Source organism: Bacillus sp. AFS098217, from assembly GCF_002551815.1.
Classification (GTDB): domain Bacteria; phylum Bacillota; class Bacilli; order Bacillales; family Bacillaceae_G; genus Bacillus_A.
This window is the reverse complement of the sequence record NZ_NVPR01000029.1, coordinates 79,103-101,270: the sequence shown is the minus strand read 5'-3', so window position 1 is coordinate 101,270 and position 22,168 is coordinate 79,103. Positions and strand designations below refer to the sequence as shown.

The window sequence follows — 22,168 nt, the reverse complement described above, 5'->3', positions numbered from 1 at the left end:
ACTTTTTATTCTGCATCGCAAGGATCTAGATGTCGAAAAATGAAAATGGATTTATATAATTCATATTAGCGACCAACTCTCTTTATCTACCTGAATTCCAAAAAGTTACAACTGCATATTGGCTATTTTGTTCATTTTTGTTAAATAATTATCTATTTCTCAATTTCGGCACACCTTTTATTGCATACATTCATATAATTTGCATTAAGGAAACATTTGTGTTCAAATAAAAATATCTAAATGTATTGAAATAACTAGTAAGAATACATACAATAATTGCAGCAAGCTAAGAAACTAAAGGGGAATACTACTATGAATAAAGATATAGCAAACGATGCGCAAGTCCCTCCTCAAAGTACAACGGTTCAATCTGCCCACCTCGCTTTAAGTGGTGAAACAAAAGGACTAAAAAGATTATTACCCTTTTTAGGACCTGCTTTTATTGCTTCCGTTGCTTATATTGATCCTGGGAACTTTGCTACAAATATTGCAGCTGGATCACAATACGGTTATTTATTACTTTGGGTGATTCTCGCTTCCAATTTAATGGCTGTTTTAATTCAGTCTCTATCAGCGAAATTAGGGATTGCTACTGGTAAAAACCTTCCCGAAGTCGCTCGCGAGCATTTTCCAAAACCCGTTTCAATTGGTTTATGGATACAAGGTGAACTCGTTATAATGGCTACTGATTTGGCTGAATTTATCGGAGCCGCTTTAGGGCTATATTTACTTTTCGGCATTCCAATGTTGCCCGCTGCTTTAATTACGGCAGTTGGATCATTCATTATACTTGAATTTCAGCGCAGAGGCTTCCGTCCATTAGAAGCTATTATTACAGGGATGATTTTTATTGTTGTTATAGCATTTGGTGTACAAGTATTTTATGCAAAACCAGAGCTAAGCCCTCTTCTTGCAGGACTATTTATTCCTAAATTCCAAGGTATAGATAGCATTTTACTTGCCGCTGGAATTTTAGGTGCAACTGTAATGCCACATGCGATTTATTTACATTCTGCTTTGACGCAGCGCCGCGTGGTAGGAACAACAGAGGAACAACGCAAAAAAATCTTCCGCTTTGAATTCATTGATATCATTATAGCAATGGTGATTGCTGGAGCAATTAATGCAAGTATGTTAATTGTAGCCGCTGCCTTGTTCTTCAAAAACGGATTACATGTTGAAGATTTAGATGTTGCCTTTAGAGAATTTGGCACTTTAGTTGGTCCTGTATCTGCCAGCCTTTTCGGAGTTGGGTTGTTAGCTGCTGGTTTATCTAGTTCTTCTGTCGGAACAATGTCTGGTGATATTATCATGCAAGGTTTTATTCGAATGCATATACCTTTATACTTACGACGATTCGTTACAATGATTCCCCCCCTTGTTATTATCGCTTTAGGGGTGAATCCAACTTATGCTCTTGTCATGAGTCAAGTTGTATTATCATTTGGTATCGCTTTTGCATTAGTACCACTTATTATGTTTACAAGTAGTGAAAAAATTATGGGCTCACTAGCTAATCACCCTATTACAAACGTAATTGCCTGGTTAATTGCTGCGCTAGTTATCGCTTTAAATATTTTCTTACTGTATCAAACATTTGTTGGTTAATGAAAATTCCCCTCTGCTTGAAATGCAGAGGGGAATTTTCATTATAAAGGTGAAATCACATCTCCTACCGGTACCTCATTTCCATTCTCCATACGAACGCCACCTGTTGGCATAGCTGCTCCATCAATATCCCGAAAATATAATGGCAAACCTTCCGAAAGAAACATGCTCGTCTCGGATGGATTTTGCCGCTGATGATGAATATGCAAGTGTGGCTCACTGGAACTTCCTGAATTTCCAACTTGGGCAAGGCTTTCTCCTTCTGTTACATGTTTTCCTGCCTTCACTCGTACCGATCCTTTCTTCAAATGTGCAAGAATAAGATATGTTCCTGTTTCATCTAAGCGTAAGTATATGTGATTGCCAGCCATAGAATCAAAGTCATCCGTTCCTGGTTTCAAGTCAGGTTCATCATTATTGATGGATACAACCGTTCCAGAAGCCGGAGCAACTACCTCCACTCCATATATACCGTAGTCTTCTAGCCTTGAGCTTTTGATCCCAGCCGGAGGAACAAGAAGATCATATGCCCAGCGTTCATTGGGCACCATGGCGTGAGCATAGTTTGTTTCGATTCGATCGCCTCCCCATCCGACTAACGCGGCTTGATTCAACGGAAGACGAACCATTGCTTTCGGGGTTGCCGAATGAACATCTGCTGGATAAGCAATTTGCCCTATCCCGGCAAACCAACATGCTGGCCAAGCTCCAACTATGGATAAAACAAAAATAAAAATAATTGTTTTATGTAAACGTCTTCTAGAAAATAAATTTCGTGTAATTGCAATAACCGAAATGGTTAGGATAATGATCGAAAAAACACTAAAAACTTGTACTCCCCACCAAGCGATGATTGATATAATGCCCCTAGCGAAATAAATTGAACCCCAACTTATAAACAAAACGATAAATAAAATTGTAAGTATTATTTTCTCCCACATGCTGTATCCTCCGTTTCTATATCTTCATTCGTTATGATACAAAACAAATTTTAAGACATATGAAAGAAATACTTACGACTTTCTTACAATTCTTCTTTATATTCTGGTAAAAGGATCGCGAATGTTGTTTCTTCATTGCTACTACATACCGTTATATCCCCTTTATGAAGCTGAGCAATACTTTTAGCAATAGCCAGCCCCATTCCTTTTCCACCAGTATGAGCATTCCTTGATTTTTCTCCACGATAAAATTTTTCAAATATATATGGAAGATCTTCTTTTGAGATACATTGTCCATAGTTTTTAATTTTTATTTCGACATTCATTTTTTTCTGTTGAATCTGAATGGTAATTTTCTTTCCGGGTTTTCCATACAAAATACTATTACTAATTACATTTTGCATTAATCTCACTATTAGGCTTATGTCCGCTTCAATTTGCAAATTTTGTTTACACTCAATCTCAAAGTGCAGCTTTGCTTTATCTAATTGTGGTACAAAATCAATCATAATTTGTTCTATTAATGCTTTAACTCCTATTATCTCTTTATGTAACTGAATTTCCTTGTAGTTTATATGACAATATTCCAATAAATCATCTATTTGATCCTTTAACTCATAACTTTTCCGCTTTAATACTGCTACATATTGATTACATTCCTCTACATTTGAATGAAGCTTACTTTCTACTAAATCAACATAGCCTATTAAAGATGTTACAGGTGTTCGTAAATCATGGGAGATATTATGAATCATTTCATTTTTCATTTCTTGTGATCGTTTTTCTTTCTCAATCGATTCCTTTAAACTTTCAGCCATTCCATATTACTCTTATAATTATTTTCAGCACGTTTTTATCTTGTTTTACTTACATTGAACTACCCCCACCTTCACTGCGTTTAGAGGAAGGGGTCTTCTCGGTTAAAATGATCAAAATAAAAATATATGTCAACATACAATAGAACCACTTATACAAAGATCGATTAAAAAACGTCTTGATGTTTTTTAATCGATCTAAGTCATTTTTTAAAATTTGATATTTTCTAATTTTCATATAAACTAATAAATGTCTAAACTAAAAGGAGTGAGAGAATGTTCCCTATATTAGAAACAGAACGGCTAATTTTGAGAGAACTTACAGAATCCGATGCACAAAGTCTATTAAATTGCTTTTCTAATCCAGATGTATTACGTTACTATGGTCAAAGCCCATTAAAAAGTATAGATCAGGTAAAACAAATCATTAAAAATTTTGCAGAAAGTTACAATGAAAAACATGGCGTGAAATGGGGAATTGAATTAAAAGGTAAGAAAGGTACTAGTATTATTGGAACAATTGGTTTTCACGATTGGTCTTCAGAACATAGAAGAGCTAACATAAGTTATGCACTTTTCCCTGAGCAATGGGGAAATGGCTATGCTACTGAAGCAGTTTCTACAGTTATATCATATGGTTTTAATAATCTTAATTTAACACGTATCGGAGCAGTTGTTTTTCTTGAAAATGAATCATCAAATCACTTGTTAACAAAACTAGGATTTAAAAAAGAGGGAGTTCTGAAAAATTATATGTATCAAAATGATGTTCCACATGATACAAATGTTTATTCTTTACTAAAATCTATTTAATAGAAGGCATACACAATTCCTTTCATTAACAATATAATTTTCAAACTTAAATGCAACCTCTCCTATCAAAAGCTTTTCTAGATTTGTTTTAAAATAATTCTAAAATCCATAAAAAAAGAGCTAATGCCGCAAGCAATTCGCTCTTTTTCTATAGATTATTATTTTTTGCTTATAAAAGCATGTTTATACGTAAATATGCCACCAAATTGGTGCTTCTCAATTCCTTTTACATACTCTTTTTGTATATATGCTGAACCAGTGTGATAAAGCGGGACAACTGCAGCATCTTCTAAGACTAATCGCTCGGCCTTTTGTAAGGCCTTCCATCTTTTCTGTTGATCTAGTACAATATCATATTTTGCTTTCTTTATAAGATCATCATAATCAGAGTTTGAGTACCCCATCTTATTATTCGGATTATCTGTCGTAAATAATTCTAAGTAATTTATCGGATCTTTATAATCTGGCCCCCATACTACCATAGAAATATCATATTGCCCTGTTTGTTCTAACTGTAATTTTTGCTTGAATGGTTGCTGTTTGATCTGTAATGTTAAACCTTGTAACTGCTTTTCTAAATCTCCTTTTATATACTCAGCCATACGTTTTGCGTTATCTTGTTCAAATGTCAGGAACTCTATTGTAATATTTTCTTTGCCAAGCTCTTTTTTAGCTTCTTCCCAAAGTTTTTTTGCTTTTTGCAAATCATATACAGCAATACTTCCATTTTCCTTTCGAAAATCTTTCCCGGTTACTTCATTCTTATATCCTGTTGGAATCAGGCCTTCCGCAGGAGTTGCACCATTGTTTATAAAGTGATTTACAAATTCCTTTTTATTCAGTGCTAAAGAAATAGCTTGACGAATTTTTTTATTTGCTAGTGAAACATTGCTTTCATTAAATCGCAGCATGGCTATAGCAGGATCACTTGACACATGGAATTCTTTACTGTTTTTATATTGGTCTACAAATGTAGAATTAATGGGCACACGATCAAGGCTACCGGATTCATATAGATTAACACCTGTCATTGTATCCTTTACAACATAAAAGTTTATTTCATCTAGCTTCACTTTCTCTTTATCCCAATATGTATCATTTTTCTTTAATTGAAATTCTTGTTCATGCTTCCATTTGTCTAACAAAAACGGTCCATTGTATATAAGATGATCTGGCTCTAACCCATAACGATTTCCTTGTTGCTTCACAAATGATTCATGCTGTGGTAAATAAATGGGCAGTGCTAATAATTGCAGGAAATATGGAACAGGCTGCTCTAACTGTACTTCAAGTGTATAATCATCTAATGCTTTTACTCCTAGTTGGTCACTAGCCACTGCACCTTTATTGATTTCTTTTGCATTTTTTATATAAAATAGCATGTACGCATATTGAGATGCTGTTTCAGGAGCCAATGTCCGTTTCCAAGAAAAAGTAAAATCATGTGCTGTTACCGATTCTCCATTTGACCATTTTGCATCTTTACGCAAATGGAATGTATATTTTTTCCCATCCTCACTTCTCTCAAATGACTTCGCCACACCAGGGATGGGATTATCTTGATTATCCAGTACATATAATCCCTCAAATATATTTTGCATCACATGTGATGATGTACCGTCCATCGCTTTCGCTGTATCAAGAGAAGGAATTTCTTCTGATATTGTTACGTTTAACGCTTGTTTTTGACCTTCTTTATCACTTTTATTCGCTTTACTACTACAGGCCGATAAAATCAAAGATATAACAAGTGTACTTACTAATACGCGGTACTTTTTCTGCTTCATGAATTTTTCTCCTTAAATTCAAATAGTATTATGAAACGCTATTTATTATAGCAGAAAGGGGGGGATAAAGTCGTGACATTCTATGGAATATTTATTCATTTCAATTGAACTACCCCCACCTTTACTTCGTTTAGAGGAAGGGGGCTTCTCGATTAAAATGATTAAAAAAAACGCTCCCCCTCTTATAGTTACTAAAAAGGATAGCGTTCTTTATCAGTTTCTCTATTTTAACTACATCTTCAGTCCTCGTTTATAACGACTCGCCTCAAAAATAATTCGTTCTTCATCTAATGTTTTACATTCACCGTTCCACACGATTTGCTTCCCGTTAATCACAACATCAGATACATCTTTTCCACTCGCTGCATACACAAGATGTGATAATACTTCTTCGGCTGGCTGTAAATGTGGCTTATCCGATGGATCAATCGTAATAAAGTCGGCACACTTTCCTACCTCAATGGAACCCGTTTGTTTCATTCCAATGACTTCTGCTGCTCCTTTTGTCGCGAGCGGAAGAGCTGTTTCAACAGGTAATGCAGTTGCATCTTTATGGATACCTTTTTGTAGTAACGTTGCAACGCGTAGCTCTTCAAACATATCTAAGTTATTGTTAGATGCAACACTGTCTGTGGCAATACCGACTTTGATTCCCGCTTCTAACATTGCCTTAACATCCGCTATACCAGATCCCAATTTCAAATTACTATTAGGATTATGAGCAACACGAACATCATGTTCCGCTAAGAAGGCGCGTTCATTTTCATTTAACACAACGCCATGAGCAATAACAGTCGGTCTCTTAAATAAACCACAGCTCGCTACATACGCTACTGGACGTTTGCCATATTGCGTTTCAATATCACGTACTTCACGCTCTGTTTCTGAAAGATGAATGTGAACCATTGTATGGTTCTCTACTGCGATTCTCGCGCACTCTTCTAACATTTCTGTAGAGCATGCATATGGGCTATGAGGAGCAACCATCGTTGTTAGCATGCCACTTTCACTGTAATATCGTTTTACATATTTCTCTGCATCTTGAATTGCTTTTTTTTCGTCCTCTTTCGTTCCAAAGCTGAATAAAGTTCTTGAAACCGCTGCGCGCATTCCACTATTACGAACCGCTTCCATAATCGCATCCTGATCGATACCAATTGGATTAAACATATCAGAAAATGTTGTCGTTCCACTTTTCACCATTTCTAATAAACCAAGCTCTGTACTAGCAACCGCCAGTTCTGAAGTAAATTGACTTTCAAGCGGCCAAATTTTCGTTTCAAGCCATGGCTGTAATAGCATATCATCGCCAATGCCACGCAACAAACTCATCACAACATGTGTATGTGTATTCACAAGACCTGGCAATAGCCACTTTCCTTTCAAATTTATAACTTCATCCACTTGATCTTGATTAGAAAATTCACCATTGCCCACTTCTATAATCTTATCATCTTCTACAATGATATATCCGTTTTCAATCACTTCATTCTTTTCATTTAGCGTTACAATCGTAGCGCTTACATAAGCTGTTTTCAAAAGTATTTCCCCTCTCGACTCTATGAAGTATATTTCTTCCTAATAAGTTACTACCACTATAGTAACTTATTAGATGTAAAGAGTCAAAAGATAATTATATAAATACAAGTTGAAAAAACGACATAAAAACCCTTTTCTTTTCAGGTGGACGAGAGCATCTAGCCATGCATCGCAGCGACTTATATGCTAAAAAATTAAAATGGATTTATATAGATTCTACTGTGAAAATATATACGTTTTGTTTTAAAGCACTATATTGCCTTTCATTCGTGTCTGCAAATGCTTCTTCTCTACTAGAAGGAATATCCATATAGATTATCTCAGTCAAAAATTGTGATGCTGTAAAATCATATCGCTTACCGTTTATCATATTGTAAAAGTGCCAAGCCTCATTAACTTGCGTCTTCTTTATTTCCCCACCAAATAAATCATATATAACAAGTGCTGTTACACCACATTGTCCTTTTGCTGGATTTTCTTTCGTCCACTTTGAGCTTGTTTCAAGTGACCAAGATTTCGTTAAAATCTTATGTATCTGTTCAATTTCTAAATTATCCATCTTAGCATCCCCTATATATCAAACGTTTTATACATCATACTGTAAAAGTGGTAAAGTCCGATTGTTAAAAACAGTCGAAGGTGTCTCCCCAATTAACTTTGCTCCCATTTTCATATAATACCCTTTTGCATTTGGATCACTATCTATTGTAAAACGCTTAATCCCTAATTGAGCCGCTTTTTCTACAACGCCTTCCCATAAAACTTTTCCATAACCTTTCCCCTTATAATTCGGATGTAAGTATAGAAAATCAAGAGCATCCTCTTCTTTGCGTAGAAATGAGAAAAAACCAATTGTTACTCCTTCATTTTCTAAAACGAATACGTAGTTGTTTTTCATATACGCTTCTGTAATTGTTAAATCTTCCTTGCATGCTTGAATAAATTCTTCGCTGTAATCCCAAGTTGCTTTTGAACTGAGTGCTAGTTCACTGAGTTCATTTGTTTCTTTTAATAAGGCTTCTCTAATTATCATCAACTATCCCCTCTCAAACTTGTATTTACATTTAAACTACTCATTTATAATAATTAGCCAAAATCCCAGCACCTCCTGTAGAAATCAAAAAATTATGATCCCCTTCATTTGAATAAAATTCTTTTAATTGAAATTAGTCTTCTCAATTACCGGTTATGAAATAACACTTCTCTAATTTCTAAAAAAGAAACCTCACTTCAACAAAAGTGAGGTTTCTTCTTATTCAGTATGTTCATTTAACCAAAAGATCAAATCTTGGAATACTTCATCCCTATTCACTTCATGGAACATTTCATGCCTTCCATTTTCATATAAACGAAGTGTTACATCTTTCACACCGCACTTTTTATACATATCATGTACTTCTTTTACACCTTTTCCCATATCTCCAACTGGATCACGATCTCCGGAAAAAATATGTATTGGCAAGTCTTTTGGTGTTTTCTTATATTCCTCTAATTTATTTACCTCAAGCACCCCATGAAATAATTCACGGTAAAAGCTTGTTGAACAAATAAAACCACATAATGGATCTTCTATATATCTATCAACTTGATTTGTATCTGAAGATAACCAATCAAACTTTGTCCGATTTGGTTTGAAATGCGAGTTGAAATTCCCAAATGATAAAAAGTTTAACATCGGACTTTTCGTTTTTGCCCCGCGGATTTTCATCTCAATCGTTGCCACTTTATGACCAATAATCCCTAAAAAACCTGGGTTTCCACCTGTTCCAGAAATAAGAAATCCATCATATAATTCACCGCGAAGTTGTACAGCACGTCTTGATAAGAATGAACCCATACTATGCCCTAATAAAAAAAGTGGACAAGTATGCTCTTGTCTTATAAATTCTGACACAAAAATCACATCAGAAACAGCCTGATTCCAACCAATATCTGGATCAAAATGCCCATAGTCTTCTTCCCTTTTTACTGTTTTTCCATGTCCCTTATGATCATGAGCATAAACACCATATCCCGCTTGCAATAAGGTATGAACACATTCTGTATAAGCACCCGTGTGTTCTGCCATGCCATGTGCAATCTGTACAATCCCCCGAGGCTCACCTTCTGGCAGCCACTTACGTAAATAAAATTCCGATCCATCCAGCGCCGTAACGAAGCTTTCCTGTATATCCATTTTGATAGCCCCCAAACTCCTTATATATACCATTACAAAATGAATGAGTATTCATTATTCTTACTATGTATTATATGCAATTGTTTCCATTATGACAAACACTGCATTTTCGATTTATCCTGCTATTCGCAGGCAGTAATACTCCCACCTCAAAATCCCTTGAAAACAAAGAAGCTATGTGGGAAATAAACTGCCGTTAAAGCCCGATTGGTGAGGACTAATAATTAGTGAGGGATGAAGACCTCCACTGATTAAAGTTTCACTTTATCAAACGATTCCCTTGACGAATAAAATAAACAATTATATAGTTACTTACATAAAGTAATTATTATTCATTTTAGGAGGTTTCATATATGATGCCATCATTATTTTTAGCACATGGTTCACCAATGCTTGCCATTCAAGATACAGATTATACACGTTTTTTAAAAACACTTGGCGAAACATATAAACCAAAAGCAATTGTCATTTTTACAGCACACTGGGAAAGTGAAATATTAACTATTTCATCTTTAGATGATGAATATGAAACAATTTATGATTTTGGCGGATTCCCTCCCGAACTATATGAAATAAAATATAAAGCAAAAGGTTCTTCAGCCATTGCAGCAATACTAGAAACAAAATTTAAGAATAACGAAATTTCAGTTCGCAAAGATGCAACTAGAGGATTAGATCACGGTTCATGGACACTATTACACCGTATGTATCCAAAAGCTGATATACCTGTCGTTCAAATCTCAGTACATCCTTTCCTTCCTGTAAAAGAGCAATATGAAATTGGAAAAGCGATTCAGGGCATTGGACAAGAAGATATTTTAGTAATCGGTAGCGGTGTTACTGTGCATAATTTACGCGCATTAAAGTGGAATCAAACAACACCAGAAAAATGGGCTGTCGAATTTGATGACTGGATTATAAATCATATGCAAAACAACGATAAAGATTCGTTGTTTAATTGGGAAACTGCCCCTCACGCACAATTAGCCGTTCCAAGAGCAGAGCATTTTGTCCCTCTTTTCATCGCTATGGGAAGTGGTAATACTGAGGGTAAAGTCATTCATCGTAGCTATGAGCTTGGAACATTAAGTTATCTTTGCTTTCAGTTTTAATTGATTTTAACCAAAAAGGATGAAGCGCCATTCGCTTCATCCTTTTTGGTTTATGCTTATTCAATATTTACACTCTATATAATTCACCTCATTAACTAACTTCCAAATGCTCTTTTTCTATCATCTCTGCGCTTTTATTATTAAAATATACCCAAATACAAGCTATAAATAAAAGCGATGCTGTGGAAAAGAATACATATTGAAATCCGGCATGTGCGGCAATCTGTCCACCGAGTACTGGACCGATCATATTCCCTAAAAATTGAAAAGATTGATTGTATCCGAAAATGCGTCCAGTTACATGATTTGGTGTATGTTTTTTTAATAGAGTTTGTACGGAAGGTAATAATCCAGCTTGTGCGATTCCTAATAAAAAACGAAGAATTAATAATTGCCATACAGAGGTCACAAATGCTTGTGGGATAAAAATAATTCCTGCAACAAACAATGCTACAATTAAAGTTTTTTGAGGACCAATGCGATCCGATAACCGCCCCAGTCTAGGAGCTGCTAAGATGACCGCTAAACCTGTCGCTGACATTACGGCACCTGCAATCGTTTCAATATGAGGTGTATGTGCGCCTGCTAAATGCTTTACATACAATGTAATAATAGGCTGAATTGACATATTCGCAAGTTGAATCATAAACGTTGCGACAAATAAGCTCATAATAAAATGTTTTGCTGGAACCATCGTCCATACTTTCTTCGGTTGTGCTTTTTTCTTCTGAACAGAATGATTCGATTCATGTAAGAAGAAAAAGACGATTATAAATGAAAGAAATAAAAAAGCTCCTGTCACTAAAAATACATGACGCATTCCAATTAGCTCAGACAAATATCCTCCGAGCATTGGCCCAAGCAGTGAGCCACTGACCCCTCCAGTTGATATTGTCGAAATTGCCCAACCAGAATGTTCTTTTGGTGTTTCTGCTGCAATAAATGTCATCGCTGTAGAAAGAAAACCAGCTACCGCTCCCATTAGAAAACGAAGCGCGACTAGTTGATACACATTCGTGACAAATCCCATAAGCGTCATGATAATCGCCATGCCGAGACTAGCTCGAATGAGCATCAACTTCCGTCCATGTATATCACCAAGTCTCCCCCATAAAGGTGACACAATCGCACCCATTAGAAAGGTTACACCGAATGCAATTCCTGACCACTGTGCGATATTAGACGTACCCGTTACTCCTAAATCCTCAATATAAAAGGATAAGAAAGGAATCACTAAACTCATACCAGCTGCAGTGGTAAAACAACCAAGCCAACAAATCATTAAATTTCTTTTCCAGCTGGCCATTTTCACACCTTCTTTCTTAGATACCCATTCTACACCTTTTTATTTAAAAAGTTTAGCAATACGATTTAGGAACTATACTTCATTTACATCCTTTACTATATATACATCAATTCAAAAAACGACATAAACCCCTCTTTTTAGGTGGGAGAGAACATCTGGCCATGCATAGAAGCGGTTAGGGCCTTTTTCTGCCACATGCGAAGTAAAAACAGAAAGAGCANNGTTACTTTTTATCCTACATAGCAGGGATGTAGATGTCGAAAAATGAAAATGGATTTATATATGTGCAAGTGATCTTTGGCAGTAAAAGCATCAGATATAAATGATATTCCTCTAAAAAAAATTTAAACAAAAATAAAAATTGCTAACAAAGATATACACCTTTACTAGCAATTTAAAATCGCTCATCCTTTTATTTATATATACATCAATTCAAAAAACCGACATAAAACCCCTCTTTTTAGGTGGGAGAGAGCATCTATTCATGCATAGAANNGTGTAGGTTACTTTTTATTCTGCATCGCAGGGATGTAGATGTCGAAAAATGAAAATGGATTTATCTAGAATGTACTACATCTTCTACCATGAAAGACTGAAGTGTAAGTAGCATTTGTAATAACTCATCAATTGCTTGATCCATACGTTCACCGTGAGATATCCCTTTTGACATATACGACAAAAACTCTTCCGTACGATATACCCCATTTAGTATAGCTTCTTGTATTTGAATATCTTTTGGAATACTGGATTCTACTTGTTCATGACATAAACTAATTGCAAGTAAATACGCAATCGGAGGCAACACATGGTCTCCAAATTCAAAAATAAATGAAGTTTTCAAAAGTGGATTTAAATAGGAGTATTTTTCATTTTTAAATTGGATCCCTTCAAAAAAAGGATGTTGATCATACTCTTCTCGGATTCTTAAAAAATCTGCTACTGAAACTTCTCCATAATCCTGTATACATTTTATTAAACTCGTTTCAAATAAATGAACCCCATATGTAGATAAGACAACTTGATGTATTCTTTTTACATACTGACTTGCAATTTCCCGCTTTATCTCTAAACTTATATCCTCATTTTGGAACATTGCTTGCACACAGATTATTTCAAAATAATATGCCATAATTTCGTTTACTAATTGCGTACTATCATCAAAGAACGTATGGCTATAACTTTGATTAAAATACGCATGTCCTAATTCATGACATAATATAAATAAACTATCTACGTCATCATGATAGTTAAACAGAATTCTACTCTCTTTAGTATTTGGAAAATAATATGTTTTATTCACTTCAATTTCATTGTACACTTGCACAAAATCATATTGAAACATCTTTTCAATATGATTGATCCAACGATCTTGTCCGTATTTCTCCAAGCTTGTTAATATGATTTCTTTCGCCTCATCAATTAAAATTGTGCTTCGTTCCTCTTCATTATACGCTAAAAAGTCCGCACTAATTTCCCCCGATGAATTTGGAAATATAAGTGATAGACTTTTCGTAATAAGAGCATGAAATCTCTTCTGCAATTTCTCTTCAAACGTATGTAACGTTCCTTCCCTCACTCCAAAAACTTCCATATAGTAATCAGATGTTTCCAAAGATAAATAGCTTTTCTTACTGTTTGTAAAAAATTGAAGGATTTCATCTCCGTTGCTTTGCAATACCTCATAGACACTTCTCTGCATTGATTTCTTCTCTTCATAATCCTTTGCATCACGCATCATTTCAAAGATTTCAGAAATAGCATATGTCTCACCTTGATAGACAATTTTCATGTTTCGAATTATCTGTAAGTACCGCTCATACTCCTCTTCGTTCCCATCCTGTTCTTCTATATCATGCATAAGTTTAACAAATTCGTTATACTCCTCTTCCAATTGTAAAATAGACAACTGATCCATATGTAGTAAAATATCAAAAACTTGATGCATAGATAAAATATCAATTTCAATTACTTTTGGAAGAATAGTTCCTTTTACATACGCAATATTAGAAATCTCTTCTATTTTCCGCTTCAATTTTTCTTGATGAAGAGGCATAATTTTTTGCAAGGATTGGGTAAATGGCTCCCAAGGTATTGATTCATGATTTGCTGAAGTACGGAATTTAATAAAATCAAAACTATATCCATTTTGTTGCATATGCTCATCATTTATTATATCTCCAAATATAATCCGGCTAATAATAAGTGAAACAGCTAAACTTTGAATAATTGTTCCTCTATTTTCGCGAATTACATATTCTGTATAATAATTTTGGAAACTATCCTCAAGTATTAGAGCACCATTATTACTATTACTTACATGCAATACTTTTACAAAATCATTATGATACCCCATCAAAAAATACTTGATTTTTTCTTCATCACAATAGTCCATTATATCTTTTTGCAATTGTAGTGAAGAGTCATCAAAACATCCAAAAATATAGCTGATCTCATTTAAATTTAATTGCAATAAATCCTTAAGTGTTTCTATTTTCATATCAAATACTTGAATTTTGATATACGGATCCATCTTACCCAGTTTCTCTTGGATTACATGTATTTTTTTCTTGTTAATATCTTCTGTTTGAAATATCGTTTGTGCTCTAATATTTTTAGGATGAACTGTATCAAAATCGATTACAATAATCTCTCCAACACCAAGTTTTGATAACGTCATGCATAATGTTGCACCAATCGTACCGGCTCCGATAACAACTGCCTTTATCTTCTTCATCTTCTGAACGATTGTATCTGCATGTAAAGTAGAATCATGTGTACTGAAATAGTTGAAATTTCTACGATTAAACAACTGTTCTTCCTTATCTTCATCACAACGTTTTTCATATAAAAGTCGATTCTCATTTATAAATTGAATAATGTTTTGTAATTCTTCATCATCCATTCCATTCTTATTCTTCCATTCATGTATATCTTCCCGAATATCACCTATAGGATTTTCTAAAATCTTTAACAATGACCATAGTTTTTCAAATTCATTCACTTCAATAATCCGTTCTTCTCCATCGTAATAGACAATTTCATTTTTATTCGGATACCCTCTAAAATTTAAACTTGTTTTTAATCTCATATTCTTTCTCTCCATTCCATTGAAAAAGAAGGTGTTTGCACACCTTCTTCTTTTCAAAACTAGCATAATAATAAACAAACACATTGATTCTCTCGTTGCGTAGCTTTTTTAATTTTGACTGTTAGTTTCATTTGAAGACCCCCTTTTTCAACATATTGGTAATACAAGGATATATTAACAATTATCCCCTTTTAACTTCAACTCAATTTCATATATTCAGAATTTTCAGAGGTTGATAAAACGTTTTCTAATTCCTGCCACATTTCCTATTCGACATTTTATTTCCTAGCCACAATCCATTGGAGCAATAGAGATCTATATTTTATCAAGTAAAATATTACACTGGAAAAATATAATATTTCCTAACCATTTTATCTACTAACTTTTCAAAAAATAAAAATTTAATCAGTGGGTTTCCTCCATCCCACTGATTACTCCTCCAGCAATACCTATCATGTTATTTCAATCGGTATTAATTGAGCATGACAACTTCTCTCATAAAACTCAATCGGGCCTGCTTGACCAATAATTGCATATTCATAACCAATTTGCTTCATATCAGACAAGCATCGATGTACTAGTTCTCTCCCCACACCTTTTACACGATTATTTTTAGCTGTTCCCATCGGTCCAAATAGTCCCTTCTTTTCTCTTACAACATCATAACAAGCAAAACCAATAACCTTTTCATTTTGCTTTGCAATGTAAATTGGTGGTTCTTTATATTCTCGAAAACCTTTATTCACCGCTTCAATCCATCTTTCACCGAATTCATAGATAACAAATTGGAGAAGTTCTTCTACATCAGATTGAGTTGCTCGGCTAACATTACAAATTGAATGATTCATAGTTGTTGCTATTTCACAATTTTTCAAGTTCACGGTCATATCTCTCGGTACTGAAACAATTTGTAAAATTCCTTGTTGAATATCTTCATCTATTACATTTTGAATCTCCTCATTTTGCTGAAGAATAACACTTAAAATATGTCCTTCATTTACATACACTTGATTAAACCGTTCCATCTTACGCTTAGCTAGCTGAAAGATTTCCATTGTTTTATAAGAAACTTTGTATCCTTCTATTTCCATATATCTTTTATCTTTAAAATATGTATGTTGTAAGTGCGATAACCTTGTTAAAAAATCTATACCAACATAGCGAAACAAATACATATGTAACTCAGCACAAACTCCAGTTCCTTCCTTGCAAGCTCCTATAAATAAATCTAAAGGTTGAATGATGTATTCGTTACATTCAGCCTCCTTACTTGCAATTTGAAAGATTCTATTTACACGCTTTGTGAATTGAAACTCTCCCATGTATTATTCTCCCTTCTACACTAACTTTTTAAATAGAAACGTCGCTCCTGTATCATCAGATTCTATACGCCATTCGATATCCATTTCTTTCGCCATAACAGCGATGATGGATAATCCAATTCCCGCGCCCTTATTTGACGAATGAGCATTTTGAAAACCTGACCCATGGTCAACGACTGCAATCGTTCCTTCTTCATGGTTCATATATACTCCTATAAAATTCCCATCACTCGCATGTCGAACTACATTTTGAATTACATTATCTATGATTCTTTGAAACCAATTTTCATCAATATTCCAAAATAACTGCTGTTCTGGAATCATAATATCAACTTCAAAACCTTGCTCATCTAATATGTCATACCATGATGCAACAAGTTTTCTCATTAAACGTGTCATATCCGTTCGTTCTGGGTGATACGGATATTTTTTTGCTGTTATTAACGAATAGGATAGTAAGTTCTCAATTAATTCGGCTAGGTAATTAATTTTTTCATCCATTAGCGTAATTGTTTTGTATCCCTTTTCCGAGATAACCTCTTCTTTCAAAGAGTCCATTTGTGCACGCATTGTCGTTAATGGTGTTCGCAAATCATGAGATAGATCAGCAATTAATTTTCTACGAAATTGTTCCTCTTCCTTCTCCTTCATCCGACTTTGCTGTAAAGCTCCTACCATTCGATTAAATGACTCTTCTAACAAACCAATCTCATCTTGTTTTGATATTTGAACTGGTGATGGAAGAGAATGATCCTGGGGTAGTTCCATTGCCTTTTGTAACTTTAACAATCGTTTTCTAATCTTTAGAAAGAATACAATAGAAGAAACAATAAATATTGCAAAAAAAGAAATAATCACAGCTTCAAATACAACTTCAAATTTTTCTCGAACTTGATGCATTGGTGGTTTAAAATACTTTCTTGGAATTTGAAATACCATGAATGCTCCTCGCTCATTTTCTCCTATATAAGAAACGATCGTATATGGATCACCGTCAAAGCTTTTTTTCATAAACCCCACTGAATCACTAGCAGACCATTGTTTCGGAATATGCTGCTGTTCTGGAATTTGAAAACTCGTTTCACCACGACTATTTACCCAAAATAACGAGCTTTCTGGATACTTCTCGTGAAAACTTTGAAAAACTTGTTGAATTTCTGCTGGATTTTCTTCATGTAAAATCCTCGCTTTACTTTGCCATTCTTCTTCAATTTTTCCACTTGAATAATATACACCTAGCCCTCTGATCCACTCCACGTAATTCATAAAGAGCATCGAAGTCAAAGGAACAATTAATGGTAACAAAATCATCGCTATAAATATGATAAGTAAATACTTTCTCAATAACGAAGTTTTTTTCATCATGCCTTACACCGATAACCAATTCCACGTATTGTTTCTATTATTTTAGGGCTACTTGGATTTCTCTCTATTTTTTCACGTAAATGGCGGATATGAACCATTAATGATTTATCCCCTTCTATGTAGGCTTCATTCCATACTGCCTCAAAAATTTGTTCCTTTGTTAATGTACGATTCATATTCTTCATCAAATAGAAAAAGATTTGATGCTGTTTTCCTGATAGAACAATTTCATCATCTGTGTCTGCATCAACAATCCGGTAATCTTTCATAAATACTTTTAGATGTTTCACATGTTGCACTTCTGCCCCATCTTTGTTGTACCGCCTTAATAAAACTTCAATACGTGCCATTAACTCTTTGGGATGGAATGGCTTTGTTATATAATCATCAGCAAATGTTAATCCATATATTTTATCTTCTAGTGTTGTTCTTGCAGTCAGCATAATGATTGGAATATCTGGATATTCACTTTTAAAACGTTGGGCTAATGTAAAGCCATCAAGCCCGGGTAACATAACATCTAAAACAATTACATCGGCTGTTTCACACGCTTCATTAGTACCTTTCTCTGAAGTAAACCATGAAACTTCATACTCTTGTTTCTCCAGTTCTCTTTTTACCCATTCCCCAATCTCAAGATCATCCTCAACATATAAAATGTGTGTCATTTTTTCACCTTCATATATAAATTTAACCGTTCTCTTCCATCATAAGGAATACAACACAATTTGAAAACTAGCATACTCCAAAATTAGGTAATAATGTATAAATTTAAACAAATCTTAAACTCTTCTAACCTTATCATTAACCTTTATTTCCTATACTTGATTTGAGGTGATAGGAATATGAATTATATTGTAGAAACGGCAGGGTTAACAAAAAAATATCGAAATGATTATGTGGTACATAACGTAGATTTAAAAATTCCAAAAGGAGAGATTTACGGATTCCTCGGACCTAACGGAGCTGGTAAAACAACTAGCATTCGCATGTTATTAGGTCTTATTAAACCGTCGCAAGGGAATGTCACAATATTTCAACAAGATTTAGCAAAAGAACGTTTATCCATATTATCTAAAATTGGAGCTCTTGTTGAAAATCCATCTTATTATGCTCACTTAAATGCTATTGAAAATTTAGAAGTCTATCGTATATTACGTAATGTTCCGAAAGAAAAGATTGCAGAGGTTTTGCAAATCGTTGGTCTACAACATGCTGCAAAACAGAAAGTAAAAGAATATTCATTAGGAATGAAACAACGGTTAGGAATTGCAATTGCCTTACTTGGTGATCCACAGCTATTAATTTTAGATGAGCCGACAAATGGACTTGATCCAGAGGGGATTCATGAAATTCGCACTTTAATTAAACAATTAGCGAAAGAAAGAGGTATTACCATTCTTATATCTAGTCACTTATTAAGTGAAATTGATCAAATGGCAACTTATGTTGGAATCATCGCAAAAGGAAAGCTTATTTTTCAAGATAAAATAGAAATATTACGCCATCATGCTCAGCATTCTATTTCACTTATGACTGACAAACCAGATGCTGCTTGGAAAATCATTCTTGCTAAAGGGATTCCTTCCGTGCAAGAGAAGCAACGAATTATTCTATCAAATGTATCAAACGAAACTGTTGGAGAGATTGTAAAAACACTTGTAACACATAACATTTCTATATTTAGAATTGAAGAAAATAAAAAATCACTCGAAGAGATATTCTTACAGCTTGTAAAGGAGGAGGAGACACATGTACAAACGCCTCTTTCAATCTGAGCTTTTAAAAATAAAGAGGACATGGATTTGGTTTTTAATTTTTTTAGGACCAGTAGGTGTCATTTCGCTTCAAGCATGTAATTTTTTTCTTCGTTATGATTGGTTGACAGAGAAATATGCAAAAGACTTATGGGGCGGCCTTATTTCTGAGACACAACCGCTTGCTCTAGTAACCCTTATATTAGGTACTACCATTATTACTTCTTTAATCGCTCATATAGAGCATCATTCTAGTTCATGGAAACACCTTCTATCCTTACCTATTAAGAAGAGACATATTTTTTTAGTAAAATTTATATTGGTGTTTTGCCTGCTCACTGTATCTTGTTCTTTATTATTGATTGGTACAGTTGGGTTAGGTTTAGCATTACAATTCGATACTGCAATCCCATGGTTTTCTATATTTAAAATGAGTTTCTATCCTTATTGGTCAGCACTACCAATTGTAGCTTTACAATTATGGGTCGCTGTCACATTTCAAAACCAAAGTATCACATTTACAATCGGACTGTTAGGAACTATTTTCACAATGTTCTCAGCAGCTCTTCCAAATTGGTTCATATGGCGATGGCCAAGTTTACGGATTGACTGTGGACCTCCACTTTTATGTGTAGCAATGGGTCTAATCGTTAGTATATGTATGCTGTTTGTCGAAACAGCAGATTTTACTAGAAGGGATGTGCACAAATAATGATTTGGCTTAGAACAATGCAAGCTGAATTTTATAAAATGAAAAAAACAAAAATATGGATATTATTATTTTTGAGTCCTATTTTAGCTGGAGGAATCGCCTATGCAAGTGGTTCAAGCTACCCTGAATATAAACATTGGGAATTAGTTTATAATATTATGATAACGATACACGGCATGCTACTTTTACCATTGTTAACAGGCATTTTCACTGCATTTATTTGCCGATATGAACATTCAAACGGGGGATGGAAACAACTGTTGGTACAACCGATAACAAGGTATCACACCTATATAATGAAATTTTTATTTGTTCTCTTATTTGTAGGTACAATGCAAGTTCTCTTCATTATAAGCTATGTTAGTGTTGGACAACTTTTGCATTTATCCGGTCCGTTTCCGCTCATTCCTACAATTAAAAGTGTTACGGGGGGCTGGATTGCTACTCTACCTTTAATCGCCTTACAATTATGGGCGTCAACTATCTGGTCCAGCTTTGCGGCACCGATTGCTTTAAATGTTATAGCTTCCATACCCGCTCTAATGATTGCAAATTCCGAAAGGTTTGGTCCTTTTTATCCATGGGCTCAACCATTTCTCGCCATGCTTTCTAAAGAAGATTCACAACTATTTTATATTTCTTTTCACACACTAATATTTGTCGTAATTGGTAGCTTTGTTATTTTATTTATAGGTGGTTTTGTTCATTTTATGAAAAAAGCATATTAATTCCTTATATACAATATAAATAGCCCAGAACTGTTCAAAAAAAAGTTCTGGGTTATCAAAACTAGACATACGAGTTGTATCCATATATAGTAGAAACAATTACTCCAACTACCAATATCCCTGGCAATAAATTTGCTACTTTAATTTTAATAAAACCAAGTAGGTTTAATCCAATCGCAAGAATCATAATGCCACCTGTCGCAGTCATCTCAGTTATAAATTGATTCATCAATTTCTCCGGTACAAAATTATCGATTTGCGTCGCAAATATAGCAATTACACCTTCATATAAGATAACTGGTACTGCTGAAAACAATACTCCAATCCCAAGCGTTGTTGTTAAAATAAGAGAAATAAACCCATCAATAATCGCTTTTGTAAAGAGTACATCATGATTTCCACGAATACCACTATCTAATGCTCCTAGTATCCCCATCGCTCCAATTGCGAAGATTAACGTCGCTGTTACAAACCCTACAGATATACTTCCTTCTCCTTTGGAACCAACTTTATTTTCTAACCAATCTCCTAGACTTTTTAATTTCTCTTCTAATTGTAGCCATTCCCCTATTACCGCTCCTATTACAAGACTTAAAATGACAACAAGAAAGTTCTCACTCTTCAATCCCATTTGTAATCCCAGTACTGTAACAGCTAGACCAATCGTATGCATAACCGTTCCCTTCATACTTTCCGGAATGCTACTCAACACTTTACCCAATAACGTACCTATAATGATACATACTCCATTTACAACTGCTCCTAATATAACCATTCCATATTCTCCATCCTCATTGACTGCAAGACTTTGAGTATTACAATAAAGCCCCAGTAGCTTATTCATTAGGAAATTTCCTGTTCCCAAACTATGTAAAAAGAAAAAGTGTCAAAACCGGTATACTAGCTCTTACATTTAAAGGAAAGGATGTCCAAATGTCATTCAATCCTTATATCATCCGTAACGATCAAATTTCTCTTGTTACCCCTGAAGAAAAGAAAACAGCCTTACAATATTTACAGACTGTTTCAGGTGACATAGAAATTGATGAAAATGGAAAAACAATTGACAAACGCAAATAGATAGAAAGAGAGCTTATCA

Annotated in this window: 18 protein-coding genes and 2 pseudogenes; 7 read left to right on the top strand and 13 right to left on the bottom strand. The window is 34.5% G+C overall.

Annotation, left to right across the window (positions count from 1 at the left end):
• Positions 1-312 precede the first annotated feature (312 nt).
• Complete coding sequence (locus tag COO03_RS07430; protein ID WP_097896411.1) at positions 313-1,608, top strand: Nramp family divalent metal transporter; 1,296 nt, start codon at positions 313-315, stop codon at positions 1,606-1,608.
• Positions 1,609-1,649: 41 nt separating this feature from the next.
• Here the strand turns inward: COO03_RS07430 and COO03_RS07425 are convergent, their stop codons facing one another.
• On the bottom strand, positions 1,650-2,549 hold the full coding sequence (locus tag COO03_RS07425; RefSeq protein ID WP_097896410.1) for a M23 family metallopeptidase: 900 nt from the start codon (positions 2,547-2,549) through the stop codon (positions 1,650-1,652).
• 83 nt (positions 2,550-2,632) lie between these two features.
• Positions 2,633-3,370 (bottom strand): annotated as a pseudogene (locus COO03_RS07420) (sensor histidine kinase); the annotation flags it as partial.
• A 270-nt stretch (positions 3,371-3,640) separates the two neighbouring features.
• Here COO03_RS07420 and COO03_RS07415 point away from each other — a divergent pair.
• A complete protein-coding gene (locus tag COO03_RS07415) occupies positions 3,641-4,177 on the top strand; it encodes a GNAT family N-acetyltransferase (RefSeq protein ID WP_097896408.1) in 537 nt (178 codons plus the stop codon).
• A 158-nt stretch (positions 4,178-4,335) separates the two neighbouring features.
• On the opposite strand, the gene COO03_RS07410 is transcribed toward COO03_RS07415, so the two are convergent.
• The 5 genes from COO03_RS07410 to COO03_RS07390 all read right to left on the bottom strand — a co-directional run bounded on the left by COO03_RS07410 (position 4,336) and on the right by COO03_RS07390 (position 9,679).
• Positions 4,336-5,964 (bottom strand): peptide ABC transporter substrate-binding protein, encoded by a 1,629-nt coding sequence (locus COO03_RS07410; protein WP_097896407.1) that lies wholly within the window; start codon positions 5,962-5,964, stop codon positions 4,336-4,338.
• 231 nt (positions 5,965-6,195) lie between these two features.
• The gene (locus COO03_RS07405) at positions 6,196-7,503 is read right to left on the bottom strand and encodes a bifunctional S-methyl-5'-thioadenosine deaminase/S-adenosylhomocysteine deaminase (protein ID WP_097896405.1); all 1,308 of its coding nucleotides are present in this window, start codon (positions 7,501-7,503) and stop codon (positions 6,196-6,198) included.
• A 205-nt stretch (positions 7,504-7,708) separates the two neighbouring features.
• Positions 7,709-8,062 (bottom strand): YunG family protein, encoded by a 354-nt coding sequence (locus COO03_RS07400; protein ID WP_097896403.1) that lies wholly within the window; start codon positions 8,060-8,062, stop codon positions 7,709-7,711.
• Between the two features lie 27 nt (positions 8,063-8,089).
• Positions 8,090-8,536 (bottom strand): GNAT family N-acetyltransferase, encoded by a 447-nt coding sequence (locus tag COO03_RS07395; protein WP_097896401.1) that lies wholly within the window; start codon positions 8,534-8,536, stop codon positions 8,090-8,092.
• 219 nt (positions 8,537-8,755) lie between these two features.
• Positions 8,756-9,679, bottom strand: coding sequence for an alpha/beta fold hydrolase (locus tag COO03_RS07390; protein ID WP_097896399.1), 924 nt, complete (start codon positions 9,677-9,679; stop codon positions 8,756-8,758).
• A 353-nt stretch (positions 9,680-10,032) separates the two neighbouring features.
• Between COO03_RS07390 and COO03_RS07385 the strand changes: the two genes are divergently transcribed.
• Positions 10,033-10,791, top strand: coding sequence for a DODA-type extradiol aromatic ring-opening family dioxygenase (locus COO03_RS07385; RefSeq protein ID WP_097896398.1), 759 nt, complete (start codon positions 10,033-10,035; stop codon positions 10,789-10,791).
• Between the two features lie 91 nt (positions 10,792-10,882).
• Here COO03_RS07385 and COO03_RS07380 read toward each other — a convergent pair whose 3' ends face one another.
• The 5 genes from COO03_RS07380 to COO03_RS07360 form a co-directional block, all read right to left on the bottom strand.
• Entirely contained in the window at positions 10,883-12,097 is a 1,215-nt protein-coding gene (locus COO03_RS07380; RefSeq protein ID WP_097896396.1) for a multidrug efflux MFS transporter, read from the bottom strand.
• 556 nt (positions 12,098-12,653) lie between these two features.
• Positions 12,654-15,185 carry a ThiF family adenylyltransferase gene (locus COO03_RS07375; RefSeq protein WP_097896394.1) on the bottom strand — a complete coding sequence of 844 codons (2,532 nt, stop codon included), beginning with the start codon at positions 15,183-15,185 and terminating at the stop codon, positions 12,654-12,656.
• Between the two features lie 452 nt (positions 15,186-15,637).
• Positions 15,638-16,507 carry a GNAT family N-acetyltransferase gene (locus COO03_RS07370; RefSeq protein WP_097896392.1) on the bottom strand — a complete coding sequence of 290 codons (870 nt, stop codon included), beginning with the start codon at positions 16,505-16,507 and terminating at the stop codon, positions 15,638-15,640.
• Between the two features lie 15 nt (positions 16,508-16,522).
• A complete protein-coding gene (locus COO03_RS07365; protein ID WP_097896391.1) occupies positions 16,523-17,872 on the bottom strand; it encodes a HAMP domain-containing sensor histidine kinase in 1,350 nt (449 codons plus the stop codon).
• Entirely contained in the window at positions 17,869-18,540 is a 672-nt protein-coding gene (locus COO03_RS07360) for a response regulator transcription factor (RefSeq protein WP_097896389.1), read from the bottom strand. Before COO03_RS07360 ends, COO03_RS07365 begins: the two co-directional genes overlap by 4 nt.
• Before the next feature lie 177 nt (positions 18,541-18,717).
• Between COO03_RS07360 and COO03_RS07355 the strand changes: the two genes are divergently transcribed.
• From COO03_RS07355 to COO03_RS07345, 3 genes are read left to right on the top strand one after another with little or no spacing between them, the layout of a single operon-like run.
• The gene (locus COO03_RS07355; protein ID WP_097896387.1) at positions 18,718-19,650 is read left to right on the top strand and encodes an ABC transporter ATP-binding protein; all 933 of its coding nucleotides are present in this window, start codon (positions 18,718-18,720) and stop codon (positions 19,648-19,650) included.
• Positions 19,625-20,341: an ABC transporter permease gene (locus COO03_RS07350; RefSeq protein WP_097896385.1), complete on the top strand. Its 717-nt coding sequence runs from the start codon at positions 19,625-19,627 to the stop codon at positions 20,339-20,341. The genes COO03_RS07355 and COO03_RS07350 overlap by 26 nt, the downstream gene beginning before the upstream one ends.
• Positions 20,341-21,069: an ABC transporter permease gene (locus COO03_RS07345; protein ID WP_097896383.1), complete on the top strand. Its 729-nt coding sequence runs from the start codon at positions 20,341-20,343 to the stop codon at positions 21,067-21,069. Before COO03_RS07350 ends, COO03_RS07345 begins: the two co-directional genes overlap by 1 nt.
• 61 nt (positions 21,070-21,130) lie before the next feature.
• Here COO03_RS07345 and COO03_RS07340 read toward each other — a convergent pair whose 3' ends face one another.
• Positions 21,131-21,844, bottom strand: a complete 714-nt coding sequence (locus tag COO03_RS07340; protein WP_097896420.1) for a DUF554 domain-containing protein — start codon at positions 21,842-21,844, stop codon at positions 21,131-21,133.
• Positions 21,845-21,867: 23 nt separating this feature from the next.
• On the opposite strand from COO03_RS07340, the pseudogene COO03_RS07335 reads away from it, so the two are divergent.
• Positions 21,868-22,149: pseudogene (locus tag COO03_RS07335) on the top strand (CapA family protein); the annotation flags it as partial.
• Positions 22,150-22,168: the final 19 nt, after the last annotated feature.